Below are 14,942 nucleotides of genomic sequence, written 5' to 3'. Positions count from 1 at the left end.
TGTCCAGCGAAATAGGGCAGAGTTGAGCGCGTGCGGGACATCAGTGGTTCGCTGGCGAGGCAGGCCTGGGCGGTCGCGGCCGTCTGCCTGGTCGCCGACGCCGGGTTGTTCCTCATCGCCGGACCGCCGCTCTCGCTCGGGTGGCAGGCGTGGGTGTTGCTGCTGGGCGGAATCCTCGCGAACGTCGCGCTCGCCGGGCCTTCCCGGTATTCCGGCTGGGTTTCGGCCGCGCACGGCGCGCTGCTCACCGCCGCGCCGCTCCTGCTGTACCCGTACGACCACTATCTGCAGGCCACCAACGCGGGCGTGCTGATCGCGGGTTACCGCGCGGGCGCTTGGCTTTCGACCAAACCGGCGCTGGCCGCGCTGGCGGTGATGCTCGCCGGGCTCGTCGCCTGCAATCTCATCCCGGTCGACCGGGGCGACCGGGACTGGCGGCTGCTGCTCATCGATGTCGGCGTGAGCGGCCTGCTGCCGTGGATGGTCGGCCGCTACACGACCGCGCGACGTGCGTACATCGCCGATCTCCAGCGAGCGGAAGAGCAACGGCAGCAGCACGAAGCCGAAGCGGTCCGCCGCGCCGTCGCCGAAGAACGCACGACGATCGCCCGCGACCTGCACGACGTGATCTCCCACCACGTCAGTGCGATCGGCGTGCACGCCGGTGCCGCGCGGCTCGGTCTGCCGGAGGGCGAACCGGCCGTACGGCGTTCGCTCTCCGCGGTCGAATCGTCGAGCCGGGCCGCGATGGCTGATCTGCGACGTCTGCTGGATCTGTTGCACGGCAAGGAGAACGGCGACGCGCAGCGCCAACCGGGGCTGGACAACCTCGACGAGCTGCTCGACAACCTCCGCACCGCCGGGCTGCCCGCGCGGCTGACGAGCCACGGCGGGCCGCGGGAACTCCCGGGTTCGGTGGACGTCGCGCTGTACCGCATCGCGCAGGAGGCGCTGACGAACGCGCTCCGGCACGGCTCCGGCGGGATCGTCGAGATCGATCTCGCCTACCGGCAGACAGAGGTGATCCTCACGATCACCAACGAGATCGGCCCCGCGAACGCGGCGGCCGAGTCGACGAAACGCGGCCTCGCCGGGATCCGGCAGCGGGTCGCGTTGTTCGGCGGACAGGCGGAATGCGGACCGCTCGACGACGGCGGGAGCTGGCGGGTCCGCGTCGGTTTTCCTTTGGAGGCACAGTGATCCGGGTTCTGCTCGCCGACGACCACGCGATGTTCCGGTCCGGGATGCGCGCGGTGCTGGACACCCAGGCGGACTTCGAATGCGTCGGCGAAGCGGCCGACGGACGCGAGGCCGTCACACAGGCTGCCACGCTGCGCCCGGACGTCGCCGTGCTCGACGTCCGGATGCCCAAATTGGACGGTCTGGCGGCGACCGAGGCGATCATGTCCGCGCCGGGGAACGACACCCGCGTCCTCGTGCTGACGACCTACGACTCGGACGAGTACGTCTACCGCGCGCTTCGGGCCGGTGCGAGCGGGTTCCTGCTCAAAAGCCTCGCTCCCGAAGAGCTCGTCTCGGCCATGCGAGTGGCCGCGCGCGGCGATGCGCTGATCGACCCGACGGTGACCCGGCGGCTGGTGTCGACCTTCGCCACCAGCATCGAACCCGCCGCCGCCGAACCGGCGGAACTGGAACGGCTCACTTCACGCGAACGCGAAGTCCTCCTGCTCGTCGCCGACGCCTCCAGCAACGCGGAGATCGCCGTGCGCCTGCACGTGGGCGAGGAGACGGTGAAGACCCACGTCTCCCGGATCCTGGCGAAGCTCGGGCTGCGGGACAGGGTGCACGCCGTCGTCTACGCGTACCGGAACGGGCTCGTCGGCGGACGGTGATCGGTTCGCCCGGCGGGCCTCCCGGTGTCAGAATCGCGGCAGGGCACGTCGAGGCGGGGAGCTGTGGATGAAACGCTGGGTCACGCTCACGGTCGGGTTGGTCTTCCTGCTGGTCGGCGGGGTCTGGGTGCTCCAGGGCGCCGGCGTGCTGACCGGCAGCTTCATGACCGGGCAGAAACTGTGGTTCCTGATCGGGCTGGTCGCGTTCCTGATCGGGGTGGCGCTGGTGGCCGCCACCGCCCGCCGCACGCGGCGGGCACCCGCTGACGACTAGGCGGCGCGTTCTACAGGCCGGTGTCCGGCCGCGTCACGCGGGATTGGAGACGCGACTCGCGTGATCAGGCGGCGGACCCGCGTGATTGGACGGCCAACTCGCGTGATCAGATGGCGAACTCGCGTGATCAGATGGCGAACTCGCGTGATTGGACGGCCAACTCGCGTGATCAGATGGCGAACTCGCGTGATCAGATGGCGAACTCGCGTGATCAGATGGCGAACTCGCGTGATTGGACGGCCAACTCGCGTGATCAGGCGGCGAACTCACGTGATCGAAGACGTGACTCACGTGAGCAGGCGGCGGACTCCGTGATCAGAGACGCGACTCGCGTCATTGAAGGCGTAACTCGCGTGGTCGGGGGAGCGGCGAGCGGCATCAGGCGAGTTTGAAGATCGGGTAGCCGGGCGCGATCTCCAGCAGCTTCTCGTCGGAGGCCTTCGCGTCGACGCCATCGAAGAACACACCGACCTCGAACTTCCAGCGCTTGAGGTACGCGCGCAGGATTGCGGGCTTCTCGGCGTCGGCGAGTTCGGTGTAGGTGAACGTCTCGGAGCGGCGCCCGACGGTGAGCCGCCCTTCCCCGGCGACGCGCAGGTTCCGCACCCATTGCGTGACACCGCGCGGCGCGACCAGATAGCGCTCGCCGTCCAGCTTCAGCAGGTTGACCGGGACCGAGCGCAGTTCGCCGCTCTTGCGGCCGCGCACCGAAAGCACCCGGCTGCCCAGGACGCTGACGCCGAGCCTCGTCAGCTTCAGCACGAATTCGTTGAACGCGCTGGTCGCCTTGGCGGGCTTGAGGTAGCGGGTCGTGGCGGCGGAAGCGGCGGTGGTCATCTCGTCTCCTCGAGGTCTGCGAGAGCAGTGCTCTCTGTTAAGAGCAGTGAACACGAGAGCAGTGCTGTACGTCAAGAGCAGTGCTCTCGTTTAGGTGCGATGCTCTATGGTGAGAGCATGGCTGCCACTCAGACCGCGCGGGAACGCGCCCGCGCCGAACTTACCCGCGAGATCAAGGACGAAGCCCGCCGCCAGCTCGCCGAAGTCGGCGCGCTCGGGCTCTCGCTCCGCGCGGTGGCACGAGAGCTGGGCATGGTCTCGTCCGCGCTCTACCGGTACTTCTCCAGCCGCGAGGAGCTGCTGACCGCGCTGATCGTCGACGCCTACAACGCCGTCGGCGAAGCCGCGGAGGCAGCCGACGACCCGAAGAAGACCTCACTGGAGCGATGGGAGTCGATCTGGCACGCGGTCCGAGCCTGGGCGAAGGCGCACCCGCACGAGTACGCGTTGATCTACGGTTCGCCGATCCCCGGCTACCAAGCCCCGCAGGACACCGTCGCCCCCGCCGGCCGGGTGGCGTTCGCGCTGGTCGCCGTCCTGCGTGACGCGAACCTCCGGGTCGAGACCGAGGTCGGCGAGATGCCCGTCGCCCTGCTGCACCAGCTCGACGACCTCACCGGGATCCTCAAGATCAACCTGGCCCCGGAGACCGCCTCCCGGCTGATCATGGCCTGGACCCAGCTCTTCGGGATGATCAACTTCGAGCTGTTCGGCCAGTACGTCGGCTCGATGGACCCGGCGGACGACTTCTTCGCGCACGGGATCCGTCAGATGGCCGAGTTCACCGGGATCAAGATGACCGGCTGAGCGCGGTCCACGACCGCATCAGCAGCTGGACGGCGTCCACCACGTCCTCGTCCCCGGTCCCCTCGGGGCTGAGGAAGCGCTGCAACAGGAGACCGTCCTCGAGCGCGTGCAGGATCAACGCGAGAAAGGCCGGGTCGGCGGGCGGTTCCACGCCTCGCGCGGCGAGTTCGGTCCGGACCGAGGTCTCCAGCAGCGCCCTTGTCGACTTCTCGCCTTCGCCGACCAGCGGGCGCGCGTCGGGATTCCGCAGCGCGTAAAGCGCCAGCTCGGTGCGCAGCGTCAGCCAGCCGGCGAGGTGCTCGGCGCGCTCGACGTTCCACGCACGCAGCCGGTCCATCATCTCGGCAAAGGTTCCGACGCCGTCCCGCAGCACCGCGACCTCCTCGGCCTCGCGCTGGGTCCGGCGGCGCAGCAGCTCGACGACCAGCTCGTGCTTGCCGTCGAAGTTGCCGTAGAAGGCACCTCGGGTGAACCCGGCCCGTTCGGCGATCTGCTCGACGGACGTGCCGTTGACCCCGCGTTCGGAGAACAGCTCGGCGGCCGCCGCGAGCAGGCGCTGCCTGGTCTGCTCGCGGCTTTCTTCCCGCGTCAAGCGTTTCGCCGTCACACGGCGATCTTAGAGTTCGGTGTTCGCCTTCCGGCCGGTCAGCCACACCCCGCCCGCGAGGACGGCGGCGGCGACCACGACGGCCAGTGCGGTGAGCGACCACAACGCCTGGCTCGCCAGGAACGCGGCGACGGCGCCGAAGAGAACGGCGACGAGGAGCAACGGCGTGGTCCGGACGGCTGCGGCGGCGGGGACGGTGGCCATGGGAGCTTTCCCTTCGGGGTGGGGCGCGGAACACTCGGTTTTCGCGGAGGAGACCGCGCCGGGTCGGTGGCCTTACGCCGAGCAGGGCGCGGATCACCCTTCCGGGCGAGATACCGGCGTGGCGGCTAGCGTCACGCCGGGAACGACATCGAGGGAAAGGCGGCTCGCGGTGGAGAAGTGGGCGGAGCAGGTCGGCAGGATCCGGGTCATCGGAACCGGGGTGATGGGCCGGGGCATCGTCCAGCTCGCCGTGACGGCGGGGCTCGAGGTCGAACTCGCCGACGCCCGGCCCGACGCGGTCGGCGAGGCCATCGAGCAGGTCGGCGCGATGCTCGGCAAGCTCGCTTCGAAGGGCAAGATCAGTGAGGAAGCCGCCGAGTCGGCGAAGGGCAGGCTGATCGCGGCCGAGGGTCCGCTGGCCCCCGCCGACGGCGTCGGCCTGGTCATCGAGGCGGTACGCGAGGACCTGGAGATCAAACGCACGCTGTTCGCCGAACTGGAACGCGTATGCGGGCCGGACACCGTGTTCGCCACCAACACCAGCTCGCTGTCGGTGACCGAAATCGGGGCCGCGCTGACCGATCCAAGCCGATTGCTCGGTCTCCACTTCTTCAATCCGGTCCCGCTGATGCGGCTGGTCGAGGTCGTGCCCGGCGCGCGGACCGCCGCCTGGCTGCCGCCGGCCGTGACCGAGCTCGTCCGCGGCTGGGGACACGAACCCGTCCTCGCCCGCGACGCGCCGGGCTTCCTGGTCAACCACGCCGGCCGCGGGCTGGGTACTGAGGCGCTGCAGATCCTCGCCGAAGGGATCGCGAGCCCGGCCGAGGTGGACCGCGTCGCACGGGACGTCCTCGGCCTGAAGCTCGGCCCGTTCGAACTCCTGGATCTCACCGGTCTCGACGTCTCGCACGCCGTGCTCGAAAGCATCTGGAGCGGTTTCCATGGCGAACCTCGGCTGCGGCCGTCGTGGCTGACGCGTCCGCGTGTCGCCGCCGGGCTGTTCGGCCGCAAGAACGGCGAAGGCTTCTATTCCTATGTCGACGGACAGCAGCAGGTCGAGCCGGAGCCTGCCGCGCCGGAGGCCCCGACCACGCCGGTGTGGGTCGACGACGAACGGCTCGGCATGCTGCTCTCGTCGGCGGGCATCCAGGTCGTGCACTCCGCCTACCCGGACACGGTCCTGATCGTCAGCCCGATCGGTTCGTCCACTGTGGACGCCGCACGCGCGGCAGGCCTTCCGGTGGAACGGGTCGTCGGCGTCGATCCGCTCGGCGGCTACGGGAAACGCCTGACGCTCTCGGTCCACCCCGCGCTCGACCCGGCCGCCGGCCGCACCGCCTGGGGCGCGCTCGCCGCGACAGGTCTGCCGGTGACCGTGGTCCGCGACGGTCCCGCGCCGATCGCGCAGCGGCTGCTGGCGTCGATCGTCAACACCGCCTGCTTCATCGCCGGGCAGCGGCTCGCGACGCCGCAGGACATCGACACCGCCGTCCGGCTCGGCCTCGGCTACCCGCGCGGGCCGTTGGCCTGGGGTGACCAGGCGGGTGCGGATCTCGTGCTGCGTGTCCTGCGCGGGCTCGTCGCGAGCACCGGCGATCAGCGCTACCGGCCGAGCGCCTGGCTCACCGAACGCGTCGCGCTCGGCCTGCCCCTCACCTCGACCGGAACCACCCCCGCCGACCTCCTCCGCTGATTCCCCCGAAGCGCGTGAAGGCCCCCTTCCCTCGGCTGATGGAATCAGGCATGCGCGCGCCAGCGCGTCCGTTGAGGGCGGTGGCGGGGGCATGGATGGAGGAAGGGGGCCTTCACGCGCGATCACCAGCGGCGGTCGGTCACCGCTCCGGTGGTCCGGTTCCAGGTGACGTAGCCGCCCTGGAACTTGTTCTGCCGTCCGCCGGAGACGGAGAACTCATCCGTCGTGGGGTAGCGCAGGTATGAACGCTCCCAGCCGAGCGCGGCCCAGCGCTGCCGGATCGCCCCGTAGATCGCGTGCGAATCCGTGGCAGGCGTCCAGTAGATCGATGCCTTCTTGCTGAAGTGGTTGTAGCGGTCGCACGGTGGTCGTGAGTGACAAGTGTCGTTCTAACGACCCAAAACACTCACGACGCGATCAGGCCACGACCTGTACGACGCCGCCCTTCTGCAGCATCGTGAAGTACTTCTGCGAAGCCGCCGCGGACAGGTGGATGCAGCCGTGCGAGTACACCGAAAGGCTGCCGGTGTGGAAAGCGATACCCGGCAGGAAGAACACGGAGTTCGGCATCGGCGCGTCGAACTGCTTCGAGTGGTAGTTCTTGACCTTGGCCGAAACGTGGAAGACGCCGGTCGGCGTGGCGTACCCCTTCTTGCCGGGCAGCTGCTTGACCGGGCCGTAGATGACCTTGCCGTCCTGCAGCAGCCACGTCTTCAGCGCCGAAAGGTCCACGCAGGCGCTCACGCCCGGCGAGGTCAGCGCGGTCTTGCAGGGAACGTCGGCGGCGTTCGGGGCGGGCTTGGGCGCCGGCTTCGGCGTGGGTTTCGGCGTCGGCTTGGGCTTCGAGGACGTCGGCTTCGGCGGGGAGCTGCTGCTGCTCGGCGTCGGCGTCGGTGTCGGCGTCGCGGACGAGTTGGCCGGTGTCAGAGACGACACAGAAGGCGCGGACGTGGTCGTGGTCCCGCCCTGAGCGACGCCGCCACCACCGGGCGCACCGCCACCGGAGTTGCCGGAACACGCGGTCAGCACCAGCGCGGTGGCCAGTGCGGTCACCCCCACCAGGAACTTCTTCATGACCCTTACCCCCGTCGCCCGTAATCCGTCTGACATGGGTAAAGACGGAGCTCACCCGTCCGGGGTTGTTGATCGGAAGGTCACGATCGCGTCTCAGGGCACGCGGCCGACGACCCGCGCGTACATCCGGCCAGGGTTGGCGCCTTCGTCCAGATATCCGGGCAACGGCGGCAACTCCCGCGCGAACCCGGCCAGCCTGCCGAACAGTTCGTTCGCATCGGCGGGGCGCCGTTCCGGGTCCTTCTCCAGCAGGTCCGCGAGCAGGTCGTTCAGTCCACGCGGGACACCGTCCACTTCGGCCGGACTCTCCTTGACCTGTTTCTCGAACACCGCGTACGCCGTCGGCCCGGTGAACAGCTGCCTGCCGGTCAGCATTTCGTGCAGGACGCAGCCCAGCGCGTACAGGTCGCTGCGCGGTCCGGCGATCCCGCGCTGGATCTGCTCGGGCGCCATGTACGCGGGGGTGCCCAGGATCTGCCCGGCGCGGGTGAACTGGGCGACGTCGGTCTCGCGCAGCATCGCGAGCCCGAAGTCGAGCACCTTCACGCTGCCGTCGGGGCACAGCATCAGGTTGGTGGGTTTGAGATCGCGGTGGCAGATGGACAGCGCGTGCGCGGCGGACAGCACGGCGCAGGCCTGCGCGGCGATCGCGGCCGCCCACGGCACCGGCAGCGGACCGTGTTCGGCGGCGAGATCGGCGACGGTCACGCCTTCGATGAACTGCATGACCTGGTACAACCGCTCGTCGTAGGTGCCGAAGTCGTAGAGCGTCGGCGCGCCCGCGTGTTCCAGGGTCGCGAGGATCCGCGCCTCGCGGATGAACCGCTGTTCGAGTTCGGCGTCCGGACCGCCGGGAAGCCCGAGGAACTTCACCGCCACGCGGCGACCGAGATGCCGGTCGTGGCCCGCGTAGACCGCGCCCATGCCACCCCTGCCGAGCGGCAGCTCGTCGAGTTCGTAGCGGTCCGCGATCAGCAACCTATTTCTCCGGCTCGAGCTGTCCTTCGGTGAGTCCGGTCAAGCCTAGCCTCACCAGCTCCAGGCCCGATTCCGCCGCCTCGCGCAAGGCGGCCTCGAAGGCGGCGAGCCGGGTGAACGCCTCCCCGTGGGCGCGCTGCGTCTCGATCGGCAGGCGCGGGATCCGGGTGCGCTTGAGGTCGATCCTGGTCGAGGTGGTCGGGGCGATCTGCCCCGCCGCGCGCAGGCATCCGGCGAGGAACGCGGCGTCCAGCCGTTCGGGATCGGTGCGGTACTTCGACATCGTCGGCTCCGCCTCGATCGTCTCTCCACTGTGGACATACGCGGGTACGGAGGGCGACGCGACGACATCGCCTTCTTCCACCGATTCCGGCACGGTGAGCACGCCGGACTTCAGCAGCTCGCCGATCGTGACGAACGAGGGCTTCTCGTCGGACACCGCCAGCGACGGCAGCTCCGCCCGGATTCCCTCGAAATACTTGCGGACTTCGAGAAAGGCCTCGCCCGCGTGTTCGTCCCGATCCTGGTACCGCGCGGGGGAAAGGTCGATCTCTTCGTCGAGCAGGTCGATGATCCGCACCGTGCCCGGTACGTCCACGCCACGCAGGTAATCCTCCACAGTGGACGGATCGGTCGCCAGCAGCAGCCGGGACGGCGGCCGCTCGCCTGGTTCCGGCCGCCGCAGCAGCCAGAGATCCGCGCCGCCGACCGTCACCACGGCACGCAAAGCCCCGGCCCGCAACAGATTCCCGCGGATCCGCCGCCCGGTGCGGCGGACGGCGGCGGCGGGCGGCATGCGGATCGCGACCAGCCCGCCGGGTTTCACATGCGCGAGACAGTGCTGCACCCAGGCCAGTTCCGGTTCGCCGCGCGGCGGCTGGCCGTACACCCAGCGCGGGTCGCCGACGAGTTCGTCGTAGCCCCATTCCCGTTCGTTGAACGGCGGATCGCAGACGACGGTGTCCGCCAGAACCCCTTCGTAGGAGTCCATCGACAGGGCGTTCGCACCGTACATCTCCATGTCCGCGCCCGCGAGCAGCAGCCGGTGCGCCGCGATGCACGAGGTCGCCGGATCGTCGACCTGGCCGAGCAGCCGGGTCCCGCCGGAGGCGAGCAGCAGCGTCCCGAGTCCGCACGCCGGGTCGAGCACCACGCCGGGCGCGGGACCGACGAGCCGGGCCATCAACGCGGCCACCGGTCCGGCGGTGACGGACAGCTGTCGGGAGTGCGCCTCGACGTAGCGGTCGCACAGGAACTCGTAGGCCTCGCGCGCGCCTCGCTCGTCGGCGAAGCGGTCCAGCAGTTCGAGCAGCTCGGCGTCGTCGTAACGCGGCGAGAACGTCCACGCGTCGCGCCGCGACAGGTACGACCCCACCCGGCCGACCCGGTCGCCGAGCGCCAGGTCGTCGCCGAGGTTCCGCAGCCGCTGCCAGATCCGGTCGCCGAGCGAGATCTCGACCGGCTTCCCCCGTTCACGCAGCCACTTTTCGACCGCGACCAGGGAAAAGAAGGGGCTCGACGCCGTCCCGCCGACGGGCGGCGGAAAATCACCGTAACGTCGGCGCCAGTTGCTGACGGCGGCGCGGCCGACGCCGGCGATCCGCGCGATGTCCGCCGCGGTGACGGTGGCTTGCTCCTCCATCGCCGCATCGTAACCGACAGCGGACCATTCCAACCCTTTGTTTGTGAACTCAGTACACAGCTGCTTTACTGGGTCCCATGAGGTACACCCTTCGGTACGCCGCCGGCTCGGACGTCGGGCGGCGCCGCCAGGTCAACCAGGATTCGGTCTACGCCAGCACCAGGATGCTGGCCGTCGCCGACGGTATCGGCGGCCAGCCGCACGGCGAGGTGGCCAGCGCCGAGGCGGTGGGCGTGCTGTCCCGGCTCGACAAGGACCTTCACGGTTTCGACCTCGCGGACGTCGACCTGGTCGAGGTGCTCTCCGGCGGCCTTCGCACCATCGACGACCGGCTCGCCGCGACGGCCGAGCAGGAGCCCGAGACGCGAGGCATGGGCACCACGCTGACCATGCTGCTGTTCGACGGCTCCCACTTCACGGCCGCCCACATCGGCGACTCGAAGGGCTACCTCCTGCGCGGCGGCACGCTTCAGCGCTTCACCCGCGACCACACGCTCGCGCAGGCCCTCGCGGACGACGGGCGCATCGACCCGTCGGAGGTCGAGGGGCATCCTCGCGGCTCGCTGTTGATGAAGGCGCTCTTGAGCACCGGCAGCGGCGAAGCGGACATCTGGACCTTCGACGCCGCGCCCGGAGACCGTGTCCTGCTGTGCTCGGACGGGTTAACGGCAACGGTTGTCGAAACCGTTATCAAGGACGTCCTGGGGTCCTTCCAAGAGCCCGCGGAGACCGTCCCGAGGCTGATCGACCTGGCCAACGAAGGCGGCGGGCCGGACAACATCACTTGCGTCGTGGCCGACGTTGTCGGACCCGAGGCCGCCTGAGCCCGCGACGCCGCAAACGCAGGTCAGACCCGCCTTCGAGGGGGCGAAAGGGCATCCGGTAAAGTTCCCCACGGAGGATTGGCCGAGCGGCCTAAGGCGCACGCTTGGAAAGCGTGTTGGGTTCACGCCCTCGCAGGTTCGAATCCTGTATCCTCCGCCGTCAGCAAGGCCCCGGACGTTCCGACGTCCGGGGCCTTGTTGATTAGTTAGCAGGACCTTCACTTAACAGAGTCAGTTGATCACGCTAAGTTTAACAGTGGTCGTTCCAGCCCCCGACGTCCCAAGGAGTCCGCCAAAATGGCCGGAGTCGAAGAGATCCGCGCTGGTATCGCGCTCGCGAACGAGAAGGCATCCGCGAGCATCGCCGCACTTCAGCAGGCAGCGCAGTCTCTCGAAGAAGCCCAGCTTTCGCTTTCCCAGGCCACCCAGGGCAGCAACCAGCACGAGGTGAGCCAGGCGCACGGGCTCCTCGCCGAGGCCCTGCAGGGCATCACCGGGATGCAGAGCACCATCCAGGCGAGTATCTCGTCGGCCGAGTCGTACTCGACCCGTCTCTGACATGTACCTCGAGGAGCTGCACCAGCTGCTGACGGCGGTCCAAACCGGCCTCGCCGACGGACGCGCCCACACCGAGCGGGCCAGAAGCCTGCTCGAAGAGTCCCGGCGCGCCATAGTGGAACCCCAGGCCCAAGCCGTGCCATGGGTGCCGCCGCAGCTGGCGCAGGCCGACGAGGGAATGGAAAACCTCCTGACGCGCCTTTCCGCCGCTGACGACCTGGTCAGCGGTTACCAATCCCGCCTCTGAGATCGGCGAGCCGGTATGGGCAGCAAAGCGAGTGAACAGCGCAATCGCGTCGTTACGGCGCTGGAGCGGGTCCGGCACCAGATCGGGCTCGTCCTCGGCGCCGCCGCCGGCGCCCGCCAGTCCGCCGAGGCGGAGCTGGCCAAACTGGAACTGGAACAGCACATAGTCCGGGTGGGGATGAACAACTCCACCTCGGACCAGTACGCCGAATGGTCGCGGCATCCCGCCGCGAACGAGGTGTTCGGCCTGCTCGGCAGTGTGCGCGGCCAGTTCTACGCGGACTGGGAAGCGGGTCCGAACGCGTTGCGCGAACTCGTCGCGCACAACGCGCCGGGGCCCGCGAGCCAGCCGCCGGGCAACTGGCTCGGCCGCGTCGGCGGAAATCCCGGCATCACCGCGCCGGGACTGTGGCGCGTCGGCTCGGCGACCGTTTCGGGCAAGGACGTCCCGCGCACGTTCGACGTCGCGGTCCCCCTGCTCGACGAGTCGCATCTGTCCATCACGTCGGCGCCCAAGACCAGGGCCGCGGTGGACGGCATCGTGCAGAACCTGCTGATGCGGATCCTGAGCACGTTCGAACCCGGCGCGGTGCGCGTCCACCTGTGGGACGTCGGACAGCTGACCGCGATCCTGCCCGACCTGTACCCGCTGAGCCGTACGAGCGCGCTCACGCTGTACGACCCAGGACGGCTCGAAGACCTCCTCGACGAACTGGCGGGCCACATCCGCCGCATCCACGCGACCGGGATGCAGGCCGGGCACACGTCCTTGCGCGAGATCCGGCGGGCGAGCGGCCAGCGCGTCGAACCGTTCCGCGTCGCGGTGCTCTACGGCAACGGCGAAACCCTCGAACCGGAGCGCGCCCGCGAACTGAAACGAGTCGCCACCGGGGCACTCGCGGCCGGGATCTGCCTGATCCTCATCGATGTGCCGACCATGCTGTCGACGTCGGTCGAATCGCTGAGCCTGCACGACGACCGGCACGCGATAAGCAGCATGACCGGCCCCGACCTGGTCGTCGACCTCGATCCGCCGATGCCGTCCGGGCAGGTCATCCGGGCCGCCGGGCGGATCGCCGAGGCGCTGATCGCCAAACAGGGCGGGCCCCGCGCGTTCGCCGACCTCCTGCCGACCGAGCTGGGCAAGGAGAGCTCGGCGCGCGAACTGCGGGCGCCGGTCGGGTTCTTCGAGGGCGAGCCGGTGGAGGTCGTCATCGGCGACGCCAGCCCGCACGTGCTCATCGGCGGGCCGAGCGGTTCGGGGAAGACGAACTTCCTGTACTCGCTGCTCGGCAGCCTCGCGGCGCGGTACTCGCCGGACGAGCTCGCGCTGTACCTGCTGGACTTCAAGGAGGGCGTGTCGTTCGCCGGGCTCGCGCCGGGACGGCGGGACGCCAGCTGGCTGCCGCACGCCAAACTCATCGGGGTCAACGTCAACACCGACCGCGAGTTCGGCCTGGCGCTGCTGCGGTTCCTCGCCGACGAACTGCGCCGCCGGTCCGCCGCGGCGAAACTGCACGAGGTCACCAACCTCTCGGACCTGCGCGAACAGGACCCCGGCGGGCACTGGCCGCGGATCGTCGCGGTGATCGACGAATTCCAGTACCTGTTCGCCGGCCGCGACGGTGTGACGGCGACCGCGACCCAGCTGCTGGAGGACATCGCGCGGCGAGGCCGGTCTCAGGGCATCCACCTGGTACTGGCGAGCCAGGACGTCGCCGGGATCGAGGCCTTCTGGGGCAAACCGGCGGTATTCGAGCAGTGCACGCTGCGGATCGCGATGCCGAAGGCGCGGCGCGTGCTGGCCGAGACCAACAACGCGGCGGTCTCGGCGCCGAAATGGCACGCGGTGATCAATCACGATTCCGGGGTGGCGCACGGGAACCAGCTCGCCCACGTGCCGGACGCGAGCACCAAGGACGTCTTCAACAAGCTGCAGCACCGGCTCTGGGAGCGGTACTCGGAGTCGTTCAAGCGGCCCCGGCTGTTCGACGGCGCGCATTCCCCTGTGCTGGAACAGTTCCCGGCGTTCGCCGATCTGAAGCCGACGGACCGGCCGCGGGCGCTGCTCGGGCAGTCCATCGACGTCGACGAGGCCGCCTGCGGGGTCGAACTGCCGAAGGCGCCGGGACGCAACGTCGCCGTCCTCGGCGCGGCCACCGCGGAAGCACTGTCCATCATGGACTCCGCCGCTCGATCGCTGGCCCGCCAGTATCGGTACGAGTCGGTGGAGTTCGTGCTCTCGTGCCCCATCGAAGCGTCCGTCCCCGCGGTGGCCGAACTCGCCGAGCGACTGTGCGCGGAGGGACACCAGGCCACTCTCGTCGACGATTTGCCCGCCCGGGTAATCGATATCGCGGAGAATCTGTCCTCTTTGGACAAAGCGAAGGTGCTGCTGCTGTACGGCGTCGACGCGTCGATCCCCGCGCTGGAGGCGAAGGCGCCGGGGCAGCTCAAGAGCGGTTTGGATCAGCTGCGGATCCTGCTGAAGCAGGGGCCGACGCACGGCGTCCACACCATCGGCTGGTGGCGCAGCATCGCCCGGCTGAAGGACACGCTCGGCTTCGCGGGCACGGACGACATCGGGACCTGGGCGGCGTTGGACGTCCAGGGCAACGAACTGTCGCCGTTCGCCGCCGGCCAGGTCGTGCACTGGTCACCGCGGCCGGGCCGGGCGCTGTTCTTCGACCGCACCACCCACGGCGCCCCTGAGGTGATCATCCCGTTCCAGCGTCCGGAAGGGCTTCTCGATGGATGACGGCATCACCGCGGCCATGCGGTACAAGGAGATCGTCGGCCTCGCGCGCGCTTCCGCGGAGAACCTCCGCGACTGGGAGATCGGCCGCGCGGACGAATTGGAGGCCCGGCTCGCCGAGGCGCACCAGGCCGTCGCGGACGCCGCCGAACGCGAGCAGCGCGCCGTCGACCGGTGCACACGCTGGTGGAAGATGGCGCAGCACAACGTCGAAGGGCTCTCGTGGCTGCCCGACGACGAGGCCCCACGCCCGGTGCCGACCGCGCGGCCCGGCTACCTGGAGAAGTACCTCGAAGAGGTGAAGCCGAGCTACCAGGAACTCGTGCAGGCGGTCCTTTCCCTGGGGTGGCGCGCCAAACGCTCCTGATCACGCGAGTCACGCCCCCAATCACGCGAGTTACGCCTCCAAGCACGTGAGTTACGCCCCGAAGCACGCGAGTTACGCCTCCAAGCACGCGTACTCGATGGAGGGGACTCGTGACTGGACGGACGACACGCGTGATTGGAGGGACGACACGCGTGACTGGACGGACGACACGCGTGATCGAGGGCGGAACTCGCGTGAAGGCCCCCTTCCCTCGGCTGAGCCG

The 14,942-nt window shown here is 69.4% G+C and carries 16 protein-coding genes, 1 tRNA gene and 1 pseudogene; 11 read left to right on the top strand and 7 right to left on the bottom strand.

Features of this window, described 5'->3' with window-relative positions; all coding sequences use genetic code 11:
• Positions 1–30: 30 nt before the first annotated feature.
• The 3 genes from ACLJQ7_RS09080 (at position 31) to ACLJQ7_RS09070 (ending at position 2,127) form a co-directional block, all read left to right on the top strand.
• The gene (locus ACLJQ7_RS09080; RefSeq protein WP_410647647.1) at positions 31–1,200 is read left to right on the top strand and encodes a sensor histidine kinase; all 1,170 of its coding nucleotides are present in this window, start codon (positions 31–33) and stop codon (positions 1,198–1,200) included.
• The gene (locus ACLJQ7_RS09075; protein ID WP_410647646.1) at positions 1,197–1,853 is read left to right on the top strand and encodes a response regulator; all 657 of its coding nucleotides are present in this window, start codon (positions 1,197–1,199) and stop codon (positions 1,851–1,853) included. Before ACLJQ7_RS09080 ends, ACLJQ7_RS09075 begins: the two co-directional genes overlap by 4 nt.
• A 67-nt stretch (positions 1,854–1,920) precedes the next feature.
• Entirely contained in the window at positions 1,921–2,127 is a 207-nt protein-coding gene (locus tag ACLJQ7_RS09070) for a hypothetical protein (protein WP_410647645.1), read from the top strand.
• 378 nt (positions 2,128–2,505) lie between these two features.
• On the opposite strand, the gene ACLJQ7_RS09065 is transcribed toward ACLJQ7_RS09070, so the two are convergent.
• Complete coding sequence (locus tag ACLJQ7_RS09065) at positions 2,506–2,964, bottom strand: nitroreductase/quinone reductase family protein (RefSeq protein ID WP_410647644.1); 459 nt, start codon at positions 2,962–2,964, stop codon at positions 2,506–2,508.
• Between the two features lie 117 nt (positions 2,965–3,081).
• Here ACLJQ7_RS09065 and ACLJQ7_RS09060 point away from each other — a divergent pair, with 117 nt between their 5' ends.
• Positions 3,082–3,771 carry a TetR/AcrR family transcriptional regulator gene (locus ACLJQ7_RS09060; protein ID WP_410647643.1) on the top strand — a complete coding sequence of 230 codons (690 nt, stop codon included), beginning with the start codon at positions 3,082–3,084 and terminating at the stop codon, positions 3,769–3,771.
• Here the strand turns inward: ACLJQ7_RS09060 and ACLJQ7_RS09055 are convergent.
• Both ACLJQ7_RS09055 and ACLJQ7_RS09050 read right to left on the bottom strand, forming a co-directional pair.
• On the bottom strand, positions 3,755–4,378 hold the full coding sequence (locus ACLJQ7_RS09055; RefSeq protein ID WP_410647642.1) for a TetR/AcrR family transcriptional regulator: 624 nt from the start codon (positions 4,376–4,378) through the stop codon (positions 3,755–3,757). The genes ACLJQ7_RS09060 and ACLJQ7_RS09055 overlap by 17 nt on opposite strands.
• Positions 4,379–4,387: 9 nt before the next feature.
• The gene (locus tag ACLJQ7_RS09050; protein WP_410647641.1) at positions 4,388–4,582 is read right to left on the bottom strand and encodes a hypothetical protein; all 195 of its coding nucleotides are present in this window, start codon (positions 4,580–4,582) and stop codon (positions 4,388–4,390) included.
• A 169-nt stretch (positions 4,583–4,751) separates the two neighbouring features.
• On the opposite strand from ACLJQ7_RS09050, the gene ACLJQ7_RS09045 reads away from it, so the two are divergent.
• Positions 4,752–6,275, top strand: a complete 1,524-nt coding sequence (locus tag ACLJQ7_RS09045) for a 3-hydroxyacyl-CoA dehydrogenase (RefSeq protein ID WP_410647640.1) — start codon at positions 4,752–4,754, stop codon at positions 6,273–6,275.
• Between the two features lie 122 nt (positions 6,276–6,397).
• Here ACLJQ7_RS09045 and ACLJQ7_RS09040 read toward each other — a convergent pair.
• From ACLJQ7_RS09040 to ACLJQ7_RS09025, 4 genes and pseudogenes are all read right to left on the bottom strand, one after another.
• A pseudogene (locus tag ACLJQ7_RS09040) lies at positions 6,398–6,631 on the bottom strand (LGFP repeat-containing protein); the annotation flags it as partial.
• 61 nt (positions 6,632–6,692) lie between these two features.
• Entirely contained in the window at positions 6,693–7,349 is a 657-nt protein-coding gene (locus ACLJQ7_RS09035; protein WP_410647639.1) for a L,D-transpeptidase, read from the bottom strand.
• Between the two features lie 93 nt (positions 7,350–7,442).
• On the bottom strand, positions 7,443–8,327 hold the full coding sequence (locus ACLJQ7_RS09030) for a serine/threonine-protein kinase (protein WP_410647638.1): 885 nt from the start codon (positions 8,325–8,327) through the stop codon (positions 7,443–7,445).
• Between the two features lies 1 nt (position 8,328).
• Positions 8,329–9,969 carry an N-6 DNA methylase gene (locus tag ACLJQ7_RS09025; protein ID WP_410647637.1) on the bottom strand — a complete coding sequence of 547 codons (1,641 nt, stop codon included), beginning with the start codon at positions 9,967–9,969 and terminating at the stop codon, positions 8,329–8,331.
• A gap of 77 nt (positions 9,970–10,046) precedes the next feature.
• On the opposite strand from ACLJQ7_RS09025, the gene ACLJQ7_RS09020 reads away from it, so the two are divergent.
• The 6 genes from ACLJQ7_RS09020 to ACLJQ7_RS08995 all read left to right on the top strand — a co-directional run bounded on the left by ACLJQ7_RS09020 (position 10,047) and on the right by ACLJQ7_RS08995 (position 14,719).
• Entirely contained in the window at positions 10,047–10,793 is a 747-nt protein-coding gene (locus ACLJQ7_RS09020; protein ID WP_410647636.1) for a PP2C family protein-serine/threonine phosphatase, read from the top strand.
• A gap of 72 nt (positions 10,794–10,865) precedes the next feature.
• Positions 10,866–10,950: transfer RNA gene (locus ACLJQ7_RS09015), tRNA-Ser, on the top strand.
• A gap of 140 nt (positions 10,951–11,090) precedes the next feature.
• Entirely contained in the window at positions 11,091–11,351 is a 261-nt protein-coding gene (locus ACLJQ7_RS09010) for a hypothetical protein (RefSeq protein WP_410647635.1), read from the top strand.
• Between the two features lies 1 nt (position 11,352).
• A complete protein-coding gene (locus tag ACLJQ7_RS09005; RefSeq protein WP_410647634.1) occupies positions 11,353–11,598 on the top strand; it encodes a hypothetical protein in 246 nt (81 codons plus the stop codon).
• 15 nt (positions 11,599–11,613) lie between these two features.
• Positions 11,614–14,355: an FtsK/SpoIIIE domain-containing protein gene (locus ACLJQ7_RS09000; RefSeq protein WP_410647633.1), complete on the top strand. Its 2,742-nt coding sequence runs from the start codon at positions 11,614–11,616 to the stop codon at positions 14,353–14,355.
• Positions 14,348–14,719 (top strand): hypothetical protein, encoded by a 372-nt coding sequence (locus tag ACLJQ7_RS08995; RefSeq protein WP_410647632.1) that lies wholly within the window; start codon positions 14,348–14,350, stop codon positions 14,717–14,719. Before ACLJQ7_RS09000 ends, ACLJQ7_RS08995 begins: the two co-directional genes overlap by 8 nt.
• The last annotated feature ends 223 nt before the right edge of the window (positions 14,720–14,942 follow it).

This window comes from Amycolatopsis sp. cmx-4-54 (assembly GCF_046548895.1).
Taxonomy (GTDB): domain Bacteria; phylum Actinomycetota; class Actinomycetes; order Mycobacteriales; family Pseudonocardiaceae; genus Amycolatopsis.
Note: the sequence above shows the minus strand (reverse complement) of the source record. Positions and strands in the feature narration are given on the sequence as shown.

Bases quoted from the DNA above. Each gene is read 5' to 3' on its own strand.
- ACLJQ7_RS09070 (WP_410647645.1), top strand. From the start codon at position 1,921: ATGAAACGCTGGGTCACGCTCACGGTCGGGTTGGTCTTCCTGCTGGTC.
- ACLJQ7_RS09065 (WP_410647644.1), bottom strand. From the start codon at position 2,964: ATGACCACCGCCGCTTCCGCCGCCACGACCCGCTACCTCAAGCCCGCC.
- ACLJQ7_RS09060 (WP_410647643.1), top strand. From the start codon at position 3,082: ATGGCTGCCACTCAGACCGCGCGGGAACGCGCCCGCGCCGAACTTACC.
- ACLJQ7_RS09050 (WP_410647641.1), bottom strand. From the start codon at position 4,582: ATGGCCACCGTCCCCGCCGCCGCAGCCGTCCGGACCACGCCGTTGCTC.
- ACLJQ7_RS09035 (WP_410647639.1), bottom strand. From the start codon at position 7,349: ATGAAGAAGTTCCTGGTGGGGGTGACCGCACTGGCCACCGCGCTGGTG.
- ACLJQ7_RS09025 (WP_410647637.1), bottom strand. From the start codon at position 9,969: ATGGAGGAGCAAGCCACCGTCACCGCGGCGGACATCGCGCGGATCGCC.
- ACLJQ7_RS09020 (WP_410647636.1), top strand. From the start codon at position 10,047: ATGAGGTACACCCTTCGGTACGCCGCCGGCTCGGACGTCGGGCGGCGC.
- ACLJQ7_RS09010 (WP_410647635.1), top strand. From the start codon at position 11,091: ATGGCCGGAGTCGAAGAGATCCGCGCTGGTATCGCGCTCGCGAACGAG.
- ACLJQ7_RS09005 (WP_410647634.1), top strand. From the start codon at position 11,353: ATGTACCTCGAGGAGCTGCACCAGCTGCTGACGGCGGTCCAAACCGGC.
- ACLJQ7_RS09000 (WP_410647633.1), top strand. From the start codon at position 11,614: ATGGGCAGCAAAGCGAGTGAACAGCGCAATCGCGTCGTTACGGCGCTG.
- ACLJQ7_RS08995 (WP_410647632.1), top strand. From the start codon at position 14,348: ATGGATGACGGCATCACCGCGGCCATGCGGTACAAGGAGATCGTCGGC.